The following is a 14,020-nucleotide window of genomic DNA, read 5'->3' as shown; positions in this document are numbered from 1 at the left end:
GGTCAGCCGGCGCTGCCCGCGACCGCGGCCGGTGGGGACGCGGCCCGCGCGTGGTCGGCGTCCGCGGCCGTCCCCGGCAGGGGGCGTTCCTGCGCCTGTGCCGCGGCCGGTTGCGCGCGCCGCGACCGAGCGTCCGCCGCGGCGGGGACGCCCGTGTCCGGGCCGCCGGTGGGCCCTGCGTCGCCGGCCGGCCCGTCACCGCTGCCCGCGGGGCCGCCGGCCCCGGCGGGGCCCCCGCTGGGCGGCAGGCTGGCCAGCAGCCGCCGGGTCTGCGGCGCCTCGCTGACGGCGCCGGTCGCGGTCGCCGCCGCGAGCGCCCGCAGGTAGGCGCCGCGGCCGCCCTCAAGATCGCCGTTGGCCACGAGCGCCGTGCCCAGCGCCCGGTAGCCCAGCACCTGGGCGCGCACGTCCTCGGCGTCCACGGCGACCGCCCGCCGGGCGACCTCGAGCGCCTCGGCCGGCTGGCCCGCGTCCAGCAGGATGCCGGCGAGGTGCGCGTACGCCTGGCGGCGGGGGAACATCAGCGTCGCCGGCTCGCTCGCCGACAGCGCCTCCCGAAGCAGGTCCAGTGCGGCCCTGGTCCGGCCGCGGGCGCGGGCGATCTGGGCGACGAGCACCTTCGCCCCGAGCTGGGCGTGCGGGTGGAGCTCCAGGTGCTCGAGGTCGGTGAGGGCGATCTCAGCGGCCTGCGCGGCCTTGTCGACCTCGCCGGCGTCGAGCAGGGTCAGCCCGAGCAGCACCCGCGCCAGGGCGCCGACGACCACGTGGCCGCGCTCGGCGGCCTGGTCGCAGGCCTGCTCCAGGTACCGCGCCCCGCGGGCCGGCTCGCCCGCGCCGCGGGCGGCGAGCCCCCGGGCGACCAGTACCAGCATCGATCCCCACGTGTACTCGGAGTTCTCGAACAGCTCCGTGGCCCGCTGCGCGTGGGACTCGGCGGCGGCGATGTCCCCCAGCTCCGCGGCGGCGATCGCGTCCACGGTCAGGCAGACACCCATGCCCCACTGCTCGCCGACGGAACCCGCGATCTCGATCAGTTCGCGGGTGAGCTTGCGGGCGCGGGTGAGCTGGCCGGACAGCAGGAGCACCAGTGCCTCGGTGCCCCGGCACCAGCCGAGCCCGCCGGTGTCCTCCAGCCGTTCGAACACCGCCGACGCCTCACGCAGCGTCCGTTCGGCCCGGGGGTAGTCCCCGCGGGTGGTGGCGCTCCAGGCCAGGTGCTGCAACGCCCAGCCGACGCCGCGCGGGTCGTCGACCTGGCGGGCGATCGTGAGGGCCTCGCGGTACCGGTCCTCGGCCGCGCCGATCCGGCCGGCGTTGTACTCCAGCATGCCGAGCCGGCGCAGCGCCGCGGCCGTAGCCCGCTCGTCCCCGGCCTGGCGGGCCGATTTCAGCGCGGTGAGCAGGCACTGGGCCGCCTCCTCGGTCCGGCCCTGCTTCTGGCGCAGCTCCCCGAGCACGGAGAAGGCGGCGGCGCGCCGGGCGGGGGCGCCGGCCCGCAGCGCCGGTCGCAGGGTGCGCTCGGCCTCGTCGAGGTGACGCAGCCCCACCAGGGCCTCGGCGTGCAGCACCCGGACGACGTTGTCCTCCTGCGTGTCGATCATGCCCCGGCCGAGCCGGCGGGCATGGGCGAGCAGGTCGGCCGCGGTCCGGTGGTCGTCGCGGGCGAGCGCCGCCCGGGCCAGCCGGACATGCGCGTGGAACCCGGACATCCGGGACGACCAGGCCGGGTCGCCCGGCGGCAGGCCCATCGAGGCGGCCAGGTCGTAGGCACGCAGGGCGTGGCCGGCGACGAAGGTCGACACGGAGCGGGAGCTGCCGATCATCGCCGTGACGCCCCAGCGGGCAGCCGTGGCGTGCCGGCGGGCCCGCTCGACCTTCGGCAGGCCGGCGTACGCGACGTCCCGGGCCATCGGGTGGACGAAGCGCCAGCGGGTCTCGGCGGCCCGCGGCGGGCGGACGAGCTGGCGCTCGGTCAGGACCTCCAGCGCCCGGGTGACCTCCTCGGCCGGCCGCTCGTCGACCATCGGCAGCGCCTCCGCGGGGAAGCGCCGGCCGAGCACCGCCGCGGCCCGCAGCACCGCCTTGGCGACCGGGTCCAGATCGTCGATGCGGGCGGCGAGCACGGACTGCACGCCGGCGGGCAACGGGGTCTCGGCCAACGAGCCGTCGAGCACCAGCTCGGCCTGCTCGCCGTCGCCGGTGCCGTCGCCGGGGTGCAGCAGCCGCCGGTCGATGAGGAGGTTGAGCAGCTCGACGAGGAAGAACGGGTTGCCGTGCACCCGGGCGAGCAGGTCGTCGCGGGTGTGCGGCTCCAGCGTCTTGCCCCGCAGGTGGCTCTGCAACAGCAGGCTGGACGCCTCCGTGCTCAGCGACTGCAGGTCGATGCGCCGGATCCGGGGGAGGGTGGCCAGGCGCGGTCCGGCCCGGTCGAGCAGGACGAGCAGGACCGGCCCGGACAGGCGCGAGGCGAGCCGGCCGATCGCGTCACTGAGCTGGCTCGTCGCCCACTCCAGATCGTCGATCAGCACCAGGATGGGCCCGGACCGCGCCAGCGCGCTGAGCAGCAGCGCGACGGCCTCCACCGTCGCCTCCACGGCGCGCTGCTCGGCCTCCTCGATGTGGGAGGCGCGGGCCGCCGGATCACCCGGGGTAGTGGCCGGGATGGTGGACCGCCGGTCCAGGGGCACGCCGAGCAACAGGAGTAAGCGGTCGGCGATGCCGGCGGGCAGCCGCGCCCCGGTGAGGGGATGGGACAGCCCCGCCACGGTGCGCCGGACCCGGTCGGCCACCCGGTCGAGCGAGTCGCCGTCCGTGACACCGCAGGCGTTGCGCACGACGTCGACGAGGGGCGCGAGGCCGCGGCCGTCGCCGTGACGGACCGTGCGTCCCCACAGCGCCACCGTGCCGGGTGTCCGCTCAGCCCGGTTGGCCAGCTCGCTGGCCAGCCGGGTCTTGCCGATCCCGGCCTCGCCGACGATCAGCGCGACCTCCGGCGAGCGCCGCGTGACGACCTCGGCGAAGAGCGTCTCCAGGGCGGCCAGCTCCGCGTCGCGGCCGAGGAACGGCGCGTCGTCGGCGAGACCCGGCCGGGCGACGTTGGAGGGGCGCAGGCTGATCAGCTCGTACGCCGGCACCGGTTCCCGCTTGCCCTTGAGGACGAGGTCGGGCAGCTCACGCCAGCTCGCCACCGACCGGGTCGCCAGCACCGTCTCGCGGCCCGCGTAGACGGTGCCGATCGTGGCCGCGGCCGACAGCCGGGCCGCGGTGTTCACCGTGTCGCCGATCACCGTGTACGAGATGGCCGCCTGCACCCCGGCGAGGACCTCGCCGGTGTTGATCCCGACGCGCAGGCCGAGGCGGCCCTCCGCGCTGTCACCGGCGGTGTCCTGCACCAGCCGGCGGACGGTCTCCTGCATCGCGGCGGCGGCCCGCACCGCGCGCTCCGGGTCGTCCTCGTGGGCGGTGGGCGCGCCGAAGACGGCCATGATGCCGTCGCCGGTGAGGTTGTCGACGCGCCCGCCGACCTCGTCGATCTCGTGGGCGAGCGCGGCGAGCACCCGGTCGGTCATCTCGCCGACGCGCTCCGGGTCGCGGTTGTCGGCCCAGCCGGTGAAGTCGGACAGGTCGCCGAACAGTACGGTGACGACGCGCCGTTCCGGGACCTCGGACGCCGGGGCTTCGGCCTGGGTGAACTCCAGGCCGCAGTGATAACAGAACCGTCCGCCGGGGACGGCCGCCGAGCCGCACCGGGGGCAGCGCAGCGGCCCCGTGTGCGGTGCGGAGATCACCATGGTCGCCGCCGCCCGGGGCGTGGGGATCGCGCGGGCACCCTCATCTGCGGGCCTCCCGGGGTAGGGGCAGCACCGGCGCCGCGTCTCGCCCGACCGGGTGGCCGTAGGCCGCCCCGGACCGGCCGCTCGGCCTCCGGCTGGTCGAAGTCGTCATCCTGCGCACGATCGGTTCCCTCCGTGCCAAAGTTTAGTGGTCTGGGTCTCCTTCCCGGCATCCCCTCCGGTCGGGTGACCGATCGCGGCCGCGTTGGTGCCTCCCGGTGGTACCGGGGTCGTCCAGCCCCGCGTCGCCGGGCGCGGCGAGGCTCGATCGGGTGCCGTCCCGCCGCAGCCGGACTCCCTGATCTGCCTGGTCAGCGGCCCGCGGTGGGGCTGGGAGGGCCCGGGCCGGGGCCGCTGGCCCGCGAGTGCCGAACGGGTGGCCCCGCTCACGGCCGCCGTGAGGATATGTCACGGGTCGCGAGCACGGGGACCAACCCGAAGTGCCTGGCTCGTTCAGGGGATGTCGGGATGCTGCCGCAAGTAGTCCAGTTGGGCCCTGACGGAAAGTTCGGCCGCGAACCACAGCGCCCGGTCGGTGTCCGCGTACACCCGGCGGACCACGTCGGCGGGGTCGGCCTCGGCGGCGTCGACCCCGGCGTCGGCCAGCGCGCGGCGGACCTGGTCCAGGCGGCCCCGGCGGTGGGCCAGGTACTGCTCCGCGGCGCGGCCGGCGGCGGGCAGCTCGGGGCCGTGCCCCGGCAGCACCGTGGTCTCCCCCAGCTCCCGCAGCAGCCGCAGGCTGTCGAGGTAGTCGCCGAGCCGCCCATCGGGGTGGGCCACGACGGTGGTGCCGCGACCGAGGATCGTGTCCCCGGTCAGCACCCCCGGCCCGGACGGCAGGCCGGCGCTGCCGGCGGCGTCCGCGGGCGGGCCCGACGCCGGCCGCTCGTCGCCGCTGAGCAGGAACGACAGCGAGTCCGAGGTGTGGCCCGGGGTGGGCAGCACGCGCAGCTCGATCCCCGCGGTCGCGATCACGTCGCCGGCGGTGAGCCCCTCCGAGCCGAGGCGGTGCGCCGGGTCCAGCGCGCGGACCGGGGCGCCGGTCAGCCGGTGCAGCGCGGCGGCGCCGGCGCTGTGGTCGGCGTGCCCGTGGGTGAGCAGGATCAGCTCGACACGGCCGGCGGTCGCCACCGCGGCCAGGTGCCCCGCGTCGTCGGGCCCGGGATCCACCACCACGCACCCCTGCTCGCCGGCGGCGCGCAGCAGCCAGGTGTTGGTGCCGTCCAGCGTCATCGGACCCGGGTTCGGGGCGAGCAGCACCGCGGCCAGCGGGGTGACCTGTCGAGGAGTCGTCATGACTGAAGCCTTATCGCTGGTCCGGTCCGCTGTCGCCCGGTCCGCTGTCGCCCGGTCCGCCGCCGCCCGGCGGGTCGTACGCCTCGTCGTGCGGCAACAGCAGGTGTGCCTCCCCGCCGCTGACGAGGATCTTCGGCATGATCGGCGACAGGTCGCGGGCGTGGGCGGCGGCAAGGACCGACGCGACGTCGTCGTGCTCGGACAGCTCGGCCAGCGTGAACGCGGTGGGCGGCAGCATGCCCAGCGCGCCGGCGGCGTGCCGCTCGAGCGCGTCGACGGGCCGCATCCACTCCATCCGGTCGGCCTCCCGGGAGGGCTGCTCGGGGGACTGTCCGCCGGGCAGGGCCGCGACGAAGAACCGGGTGTCGTAGCGCCGAGGCTCGATCTCCGGGGTGACCCACCGGGCCCAGGGCGCGAGCAGGTCGGCCCGCAGCGCCAGGTCGTGGCGGCGCAGCAGCTCGCTCAGCCCGAGCTCGTGGTGCTCCAGGGCCCGGCGGGCCTCGGCACGGGCCGTCTCGTCGAGGCTCGGCGCAGCGGCCGTCCCGTCGGCTGGATCCCGGGGAACGGCACCGGCCAGCAGCACGCCGCACTCCTCGAAGGTCTCGCGCACCGCGGCGCAGACCAGCGCCCGGGCGAGCGCGGGGTCCGCGTCGAGTGCGTGCATCACCTCGGTGACCGGCGGCCCGGCCCAGGGCACATCCGGCCCCATGTCGGTCGGGTCCACCCGGCCGCCGGGAAAGGCGTACATCCCGCCGGCGAACGCCATCCCTGTCACCCGCCGCAGCAAGTACGCCTCGATGCCTCGACCGCCCGGAGCGTCGCGCAGCAGGACGACCGTGGCGGCATCGCGCACGGGCGCCGACGAGCCCACCGGCGGCCGCGGTGCCCCCGCCGCGGCGCCGGGACCGGCGGGATCGCGGACGACGACCAGCGACCGTTGCAGCCGGGCGAGCAGGGCAGCCTTGTGATCGACCATGAGGCCGATGCTAGTGAGGACCACCGGTGGCCGCCGCCGATCGAGGTCGGACCTCGCCGCCTGGCCCCGGCGGGTCCGCTCAGTCCCGGGCGAGGGCCGCCACCCGGGCCACCACCTCGACCTCCACCGGCGCGCCCAGCGGCAACGCGGCGACCCCGACCGCCGAACGAGCGTGCCGGCCGGCGTCGCCGAAGACGTCGACGAACAGTTCGCTCGCCCCGTTGAGGACCACCGGCTGGGCGGTGAACCCGGCGGCGCTCGCGACGAACCCGACCAGCTTCACGATCCGGACGATCCCGTCCAGGCCGCCGGCCTGCGCGGCGACGGCCGCCAGCGCGTTGAGCGCCGCGATCCGCGCCAGCTCCGCCGCCCGCTCGGCGTCGACGGCCTCCCCGACCAGGCCGGTGGCGACCAGCCGCCCGTCGACCAGCGGCAACTGCCCGGCTGTCCAGACCAGATCGCCGTCGCGGATCGAGGGAAGGTAGGCGCCCGCCGGGCTGGCCACCGGCGGCAGCGTCAGTCCCAGCTCGGCCAGGCGGGCGCTCGGGCTGGTCAAGTCAGGCCTGGCCCTTGGGCCGCTTGAAGTAGGCGACGAGGCCCTCGGGGTTCGTGGGAGCGGGGATGACCTGGACCAGCTCCCACCCGTCCTCGCCGAAGGTGTCGAGGATCTGCTTGGTGTTGTGGATCAGCAACGGGGCCGTGAAGTACTCCCACTTCGTCTGCATGACACCGGACCTTAGAGCATCCGGTCTCCCCGCCCCGGACACCGCGGGGGACGACGGCCTCGTTCGGTCCGCGGGCGCCCGCCGCGGGGGAGCTCACGGCTTCCGACATGGCGGGGGCCGGGCGCGCGGGNACGGTCGAGCGTGTGAGTGGCAAGCGCACGGTGACCGAGGACTCCGACGACGAGGCGAGCGGTCCGTGGGATCGCCGGCTGCACATCGTCACCGGCAAGGGCGGAACCGGCAAGACGACGATGGCCGGCGCACTGGCGGTGGCGCTGGCGACCGGCGGCCGGCGGATCCTGCTCACCGAGGTCGAGGGGCGCCAGCAGATCGCACAGTTGTTCGATACCCCGCCGCTGCCCTACCAGGAGCGCAAGGTGGCCAGCGCGCCCGGCGGCGGCGAGGTGTTCGCGCTCGCGATCGACGCCGACGAGGCCCTGCTGGAATACCTGGAGATGTTCTACAACCTGCGTCGGGCCGGAAAGGCGCTGAGCAAGATCGGCGCGGTGGACTTCGCGACGACGGTCGCGCCCGGGGTGCGCGACGTGCTGCTGACCGGCAAGGTCAAGGAGGCCGTCAACCGCCCCGACGCCACCCGTCCGGGGGGGCTCGCCTATGACGCGGTCGTGCTGGACGCGCCGCCCACCGGGCGGATCTCCCGCTTTCTCAACGTGACCGCCGAGGTGGCGGGGCTGGCCAAGATGGGTCCGATCCGCGCCCAGGCCGACAGCGTGATGGCGGTGCTGCGGCCCGAACGTGCCGCCGTGCACCTGGTGACGCTGCTGGAGGAGATGCCCGTCCAGGAGACCGTGGACGGCGTCGCCGAGCTCACCCGGGTCGGGCTGCCGCTGGGCGGGGTGATCGTCAACATGGCCCGCTCGCCCCTGTTGAAGGTCGGCCAGTCGCGGCTGGCCCGCCGCGGCGAGCTCGACCGGGAGGAGCTCGCCGCCGGGATCAAGGAGGCGGGTCTGGAACCGACCCGCGATCTGGTGGACGCGCTGGCCTGGGAGGCGGCCCAGCACGCCGACCGGGTGGCGCTGGAGACGGCCGAACGGGCCGAGATCGCCGCGCTCGGCCGCCCGGTGTACGAGGTACCGCTGGTCGCGGACGGGGTCGACGTCGGCACGATCTACCGGTTTGCGGAGATGCTGCGCGCGCAGCAGATGGTGGGGTGAGCGCCGTGGGTTCGACGTCCGGCGACGACCGGCCGCAGGTGGCGAAGAGTTCCCGATCGGCCAAGGCCACGGCGGGACCGGCGAAGGCGGCCGGCGCTGCGAGGACGGCCGGCGCTGCGAAGGCGGCCGGCGCCGCGAAGGCGGGCACCGGAGCGAACGAGACCAGGAGCGAGGGCCCGCGTCGCCGCTCCGGCGGGTCGACGGGGCGGGCGGCGGGCCGGTCCGCCGGGACCGCGACCCGCCGGGTCCGGCCGCACCCGGCGGGGGCGCCGCTGCTCGACGTCGACGCGATGCTCGACACCGAGCGCATCATCGTCTGCTGCGGCTCGGGCGGTGTCGGCAAGACCACCACGGCCGCGGCGCTGGCGCTGCGCGCCGCCGAGCGTGGGCGCGACGTGGTGGTCCTGACCATCGACCCGGCCCGCCGGCTCGCCCAGTCGCTGGGCCTGACCGCGCTCGACAACACCCCGCGGGAGGTGGCCGGGGTCGACGGCGCCGCCGGCGGTCGCCTCGACGCGATGATGCTCGACATGAAGCGGACGTTCGACGAGATCGTCCTGGCGCACAGTACGCCCGAGCGCGCCGAGGCGCTGCTGGCGAACCCGTTCTACCAGTCGCTGTCGTCCTCCTTCTCCGGGACGCAGGAGTACATGGCGATGGAGAAGCTCGGCCAGCTCGACGCGAGCGGCGAGTGGGATCTCATCGTCGTCGACACGCCGCCCACCCGGTCGGCCCTGGACTTCCTCGACGCGCCGACGCGGCTGGGCACCTTCCTCGACGGGCGGCTGCTGCGGCTGCTGCTCGCGCCGGCCAAGGCCGGCGGGCGGGCCTACGCGAAGGTGCTCGGCGCCGGTCTCGGCATGTTCACCAAGGTGATCACCAAGGTGCTCGGCGCCCAGCTCCTCATGGACGTCAGCCAGTTCGTCGCCGCGCTGGAGACGATGTTCGGGGGCTTCCGGGCCCGGGCGGAGGAGACCTACCGCCTGCTCGGCGATCCTGGCACCTCGTTCGTCGTCGTCGCCGCGCCCGAGGCGGCGGCGCTGCGCGAGGCGTCGTACTTCGTCGATCGGCTCGACGCGGAGGGGATGCCGCTGGCCGGGCTGGTGGTCAACCGGATGCACCACAGCGACGCGACGGCGCTCACCGTCGAGCGCAGCCTGGCGGCCGCCGAGAACCTCGATGAGCACGGGGAGCATCCACTCGCGGCGGCGGTGCTGCGCATCCACGCCGAGCGGGCGCGGCTGGCCAGCCGGGAGGCGCGGCTACGGGAGCGGTTCACCAGCGCCCATCCCGACACCCCGCTGGTGGAGGTGGAGGCGCTGTCCGAGGATGTGCACGACCTGGCGGGTCTGCGTGAGATCGGCGACGCGCTGGCTCGGGTCGAGCGGCTGGAACGGGCCGGCTGATACCGCGTCGGCTGATACCGCGTCGGCTGACGCAGGGCCGGCGGAAAGGACTGCGTTCCGAACCGGGACGACGCTGTCCTCGGGCGGAATCGGGTGCGGGTCACGGGTTGGTGGGCCCGTGCCGGTCATGCGGTGGTCGGGCGGGTGTGCTGCCGCGCGGTGTCGGGCCGGACGGTGGACCGGGCCGGCTCGGTGGGCGCAGCGTCCCCGTCCGGGCTATCCGGCGGACGCTGATCGATGATCAGCCTGGGCGTCGGCGAGCAGCTTGCGCCAGGACGTGACGTCCGGGCGGCGTCGCAGCAGCGCGCGGCGCTCCCGCTCGGTCATGCCGCCCCAGACGCCGAACTCGACGTGGTTGTCGAGGGCGTCGGCGAGGCACTCGGTGCGGACGGCGCAGCCGAAGCACCGGGTCTTCACCCGGTTCTGGGCGGCGCCCTGGACGAACAGCTCATCCGGGTCGAGGTCGCGACAGGCGGCGTGTGCCGTCCAGTCGCCGTCGACGGTGGAACCCACGAGGTGGGTCGGGTTGGCGCGCAGGGTCGTGCTGACGGCGGGGGCCAGGCTTCTGGTCATGCCACCTGCCTTTCTTCTCGAGTCCGGGTCAGGGGGCCCGTGCGGGTGGTGACGTGGCGTTGACCCGAAACCGTACGGAGTGGCGTGGCCACGGCACAGACCCCACACGGGTGGTTGTCCAAATGACTAGTCCGGGCCATTGATCCGGATCGCCTCAGTAGTGCGGTCTGTGACAACCGTATGTCGGATGGGTGACATTCCAGTATCGCTGCGGGAGTCGAGTAGTTCTTCCATGGTCCCGTTGTCCGGCTGACATGGGAACCGACCTCCAGGGCCCCCTCCGATCCGGTAGCCCGTTGGTGGGCATGGCGGGACCGCCTCGGGCGTGGTGATGTGGAGGTCGTCACGCTCGTCCAGGGCTCGCCGTCGGCGGCCGGCCACGCCACCCGCCGTCGGAATTGCGGTGTCCCAGGTCACGGCGTTTTCGACTCGCTTGGGTGGCCCCTCGAGCGTCGTTGTACCGGCCTGCCCCGTCAGGGCGGAGAGGGTTGATCAGATGTTGGCCCGTATGCTCCGACTGGTGTCCCAGCCTGGCTGGACGGAGGTCCGCCGATGACCACGCCCCCTGGGTACCCGGTGCCCTCTGGGCAGCCACCCCCCGGGCGCCGGCCGACGCAGGCCGGCCCGGTATCCACCGCTGCTGTGCGGGACCGCGAGGTCGGCGACCTCTACCGGCCGGGCTTCGCCACGGGCGGCCAGAGCGGTTCCGGTGGGCGGGGCGGTTTCGGCGGCCAGAGCGGATCCGGTGGGCCGGGCGGCACCGGAGGCCGCCGGGCGGGGCGTACGGTGCGCCGGCTGGCCGTCGCGGGCGTGCTCAGCGTGGTGGCCGGAGTGCTGGTCGGCATGCTCGCGCTGCCGGTGGTCGGCGCGGTGGGGTTGACCGTCAAGAACAGCGCCGACGACTTCATGAACCTGCCGGCGAACCTCACGGTTCCCCCGCTGGCGCAGGCGTCGCGGATCCTCGACGCGCGCGGCAACCAGATCGCCGTCCTGTCCGGCGAGCAGAACCGTGAGGTCGTGCCGCTGAGCCGGGTTCCCCAGGTGATGCGCCAGGCCGTCGTCGACATCGAGGACTCGCGTTTCTACGAACACGACGGGCTGGACTACAAGGGTCTCGCCCGCGCCTATCTGACCAACCGGGAGAACGGCGAGGTGACTCAGGGCGGGTCCACGCTGACCCAGCAGTACGTCAAGAACGTTCTGCTGATGTCGGCCACCACGCCGGAGGAAAAGAAGGCCGCCACCGAGCAGACGGTGCGGCGAAAGCTGCGGGAGGCGCGGTACGCGCTCTACCTCGAGGCGCACCTGAGTAAGGACGAGATCCTCGAGCGCTACCTGAACATCGCCTACTTCGGCGACGGCGCCTACGGCATCGAGGTCGCGGCGAAGCACTACTTCAACGTCGACGTGGACCGACTCACTCTGCCGCAGGCGGCGACCCTCGCCGGCCTGGTGAAGAACCCGACCTCCTTCAATCCGGTGCTGCATCCCCAGGCGGCCCGGGAACGGCGCAACGTGGTGCTCGACCGGATGCTGGAGCTGCATCACCTCAGCCAGGCCGACTTCCGTCAGGCGCACGACAGCAAGCTGGTGCTCGACCGTCCCGCGCGGTCGGCCGACCCGTGTGCCGACTCGGGCGCGCCGTTCTTCTGCGCCCTGGTCCGCCAGCAGCTCCTCAACGACAGAACCTTCGCCCCCACCGAGGAGGACGCCCGCAGGTTGCTGTTCGAGGGCGGCCTGACCATCAGAACGACGCTGGACCCGGTCGCGCAGCAGTCCGCGCAGTCGGCCGCGGCGGAGGTCATCCCGATCGGCAACCGGGTGGCGGCGAGCGTCGCGATGATGCAGCCGGGCACGGGCCAGGTGCTCGCTGTCGCGATCAACCGGGAGTACGGGGCGACGGACGACGGCAAGCCGGCGAGCCTGTCGACGGATTTCGTGCACACAAAGGAGGTCTATCCGGTCGACGAGGACTCCTTCTCGCCGGGATCGACCTTCAAGGTGTTCACCCTGATCTCCGCCCTGGAGTCCGGCCTGCCGCTGTCCACGACGCTGCACGCCCCCGTCTGCTATCACTCCGACGTCTTCCCGAACCCGGATCCGCAGGGTAAGAACTGCTACGGCAACGCCGATCCGAGCGAGGACGGTTTCTATTCCCTGACGACCGCGACCTGGGGGTCGGTCAACACCTACTACATCCAGCTCGCCGAGAAGCTGGGCGTGTTGAAGACGGCCGAGGTCGCCCGCCGGATGGGCGTCTCCTCGTGCCGGATCCGCCCGGCCAAGAACGACGATCCGGAATGCAAGGGGATCGACGGGATCAGCCGCGTCGACGGCTCGTCGATCCTCGGCTCCAACGAAATCAGCACGATGGACCTGGCCACCGCCTATTCGACGCTGGCGGCGCGGGGGCGTCGATGCGACCCGCGCACCGTCCTCGCGATCACGCAGCGGGTCGGCGGCGCCGACCGGCCGCTGCCGTTCAACGCGGGCGCGCCCTGCCAGCAGGTGCTCGACCCGAAGATCGCGGACACGGTCAGTGCCGTGCTGCAGGGCGTCATCAACCACGGGACGGCCAGCGGCAACGGGCAGATCGGCCGGCCGGCCGCGGGCAAGACGGGTACCGCCGAGGGCTTCAGCACCGCCTCGTTCGCGGGGTACATCCCGCAGCTCGCCGCGGCGGTCACCCTCGCCGACCCGCGCGGGCCGACCTCGCATCCGCTGACCAACGTGCTCGGCCGCAACGTCTTCGGCGGCGGATACCCGGCGCAGGTGTGGTCCCGGACCATGATCCGTACGATCAACGGCCTGAGCCTGCCGGTCGAGCCGCTGCCGGCGCCGGACGACACCCAGCCGCAGGTGCCGGCGAAGGTTCTACCCAACGTGGTCGGCCAGCCGCAGCAGGTGGCCGAGCAGATGCTCGTCCAGCTCGGGTTCCACGTCACGTCGCAGCCGGTCCCCGCGCCGGTCGCCCCCGGGATCGTGGTGTACATGTCGCCGTCGCCCGGCGGCCCGGTCTCCATCAACACGGAGATCAAGCTGTCGATCTCCGGCGGGTTGACCGGTACGCCGGTGCTGCCAGGAGGCTCGCCGCCGGCGGGGCTGGGGCAGCCCGTCCCACCGGGCGGGGGGCCCGGCCTGCCCGGCGTCTTCGGGGCGAATCCGCGCGAGCAACTGAGCTCACCGGCCAGCCCCGGGACCAACCCGGCGGACTGGGCCCGCCGGCCGCGCCGCAACCGCAGGTAGCGCCGACGGTCAGCCGCCGGTGAGCCTCGCCTTCACCAGGGCAGCCACCCGGCCGCCCTCGGCCCGGCCGGCCACGGCGGCCTGCACGGCCTTCATCGCCGGGCCGATCGCCTTCGGCCCGGAGAGGTCCAGCTCGGCGAGCACGCGGTCGATGATGGCGGCCAGCTCGTCGTCGCCGAGCTGGCTAGGCAGGTACTCGCCCAGCACCTCGCCCTCGGCGCGTTCCCGGTCGGCCTGTTCGGCGCGACCGGCCGCGGCGTAGGCGTCGGCCGCCTCCCGTCGCTTCTTCACCTCGCGGGTCAGGACCTGCGAGACCTCCGCGTCGTCGAGGACGCGGGCGGTGGCGCCGGCGACCTCCGCGTCCTTCACGGCGGCCAGCGCCAGCCGGAGAGTGGACGTCCGCAGCTCGTCGCGGGACTTCATCGCGGTGGTCAGGTCGGCGCGGAGCCGCTGGTGCAGCGTGCTCCGTTCCGTGGGGGTGCTCATAGTCAACGAAGCCTATGGTCCGCGGGGGACCTGGTCACGCCTGGCCACGGCGGTGCGACGGCCGGGGTGGCGCCCGGCCACGGCGGACCGGGGGTGAGACTGTGTTGTACGGCCCGAGGCACGCCGCCGCCACGGGAGTGGTCCCTCTGGCGCGGTGGGTCCGCCGGGTCGAATGCGCGGCACGGGGGATGGCGCCGGGGCGCGAGAGGTCGGGGCACGAGAGGCCTGGGCGCGAGAGGTCTGGGCGCGAGGAGGTCGTGGTGGCGGGTGTGGGGGCGGGTGTGGGGGCGCCGAGGCGCCGGGT

The 14,020-nt window shown here is 74.4% G+C and carries 10 protein-coding genes; 3 read left to right on the top strand and 7 right to left on the bottom strand.

Annotated features, from left to right (window positions below):
* Positions 1-2: 2 nt before the first annotated feature.
* The 5 genes from FF36_RS05565 to FF36_RS33985 form a co-directional block, all read right to left on the bottom strand.
* Positions 3-3,791: an AAA family ATPase gene (locus tag FF36_RS05565; RefSeq protein ID WP_044883904.1), complete on the bottom strand. Its 3,789-nt coding sequence runs from the start codon at positions 3,789-3,791 to the stop codon at positions 3-5.
* 495 nt (positions 3,792-4,286) lie between these two features.
* On the bottom strand, positions 4,287-5,129 hold the full coding sequence (locus FF36_RS05560; RefSeq protein ID WP_044883903.1) for an MBL fold metallo-hydrolase: 843 nt from the start codon (positions 5,127-5,129) through the stop codon (positions 4,287-4,289).
* Positions 5,130-5,139: 10 nt separating this feature from the next.
* The gene (locus FF36_RS05555) at positions 5,140-6,105 is read right to left on the bottom strand and encodes an NUDIX hydrolase (protein WP_044884001.1); all 966 of its coding nucleotides are present in this window, start codon (positions 6,103-6,105) and stop codon (positions 5,140-5,142) included.
* A 79-nt stretch (positions 6,106-6,184) separates the two neighbouring features.
* Complete coding sequence (locus FF36_RS05550) at positions 6,185-6,661, bottom strand: RidA family protein (RefSeq protein WP_044883902.1); 477 nt, start codon at positions 6,659-6,661, stop codon at positions 6,185-6,187.
* Position 6,662: 1 nt separating this feature from the next.
* A complete protein-coding gene (locus tag FF36_RS33985; protein ID WP_095212072.1) occupies positions 6,663-6,830 on the bottom strand; it encodes a Sp36 family protein in 168 nt (55 codons plus the stop codon).
* 131 nt (positions 6,831-6,961) lie between these two features.
* Here FF36_RS33985 and bagA point away from each other — a divergent pair.
* Positions 6,962-8,005: ATPase BagA (gene bagA, locus FF36_RS05545; protein ID WP_242422314.1), on the top strand; the 1,044-nt coding region annotated here is incomplete at its 5' end.
* A 5-nt stretch (positions 8,006-8,010) separates the two neighbouring features.
* A complete protein-coding gene (gene bagB / locus FF36_RS05540) occupies positions 8,011-9,411 on the top strand; it encodes an ArsA family ATPase (protein ID WP_242422313.1) in 1,401 nt (466 codons plus the stop codon).
* A 216-nt stretch (positions 9,412-9,627) separates the two neighbouring features.
* Here the strand turns inward: bagB and FF36_RS05535 are convergent, their stop codons facing one another.
* Positions 9,628-9,984 (bottom strand): WhiB family transcriptional regulator, encoded by a 357-nt coding sequence (locus FF36_RS05535; RefSeq protein ID WP_011607588.1) that lies wholly within the window; start codon positions 9,982-9,984, stop codon positions 9,628-9,630.
* A gap of 552 nt (positions 9,985-10,536) precedes the next feature.
* Between FF36_RS05535 and FF36_RS05530 the strand changes: the two genes are divergently transcribed.
* Entirely contained in the window at positions 10,537-13,230 is a 2,694-nt protein-coding gene (locus tag FF36_RS05530) for a penicillin-binding protein (protein WP_044883900.1), read from the top strand.
* A gap of 9 nt (positions 13,231-13,239) precedes the next feature.
* On the opposite strand, the gene FF36_RS05525 is transcribed toward FF36_RS05530, so the two are convergent.
* Positions 13,240-13,716, bottom strand: a complete 477-nt coding sequence (locus tag FF36_RS05525; protein ID WP_044883899.1) for a GatB/YqeY domain-containing protein — start codon at positions 13,714-13,716, stop codon at positions 13,240-13,242.
* Positions 13,717-14,020 lie beyond the last annotated feature (304 nt).

Origin of the sequence: Frankia torreyi (genome assembly GCF_000948395.1) — a bacterium.
GTDB classification, from domain to species: domain Bacteria; phylum Actinomycetota; class Actinomycetes; order Frankiales; family Frankiaceae; genus Frankia; species Frankia torreyi.
Note: the sequence above shows the minus strand (reverse complement) of the source record. Positions and strands in the feature narration are given on the sequence as shown.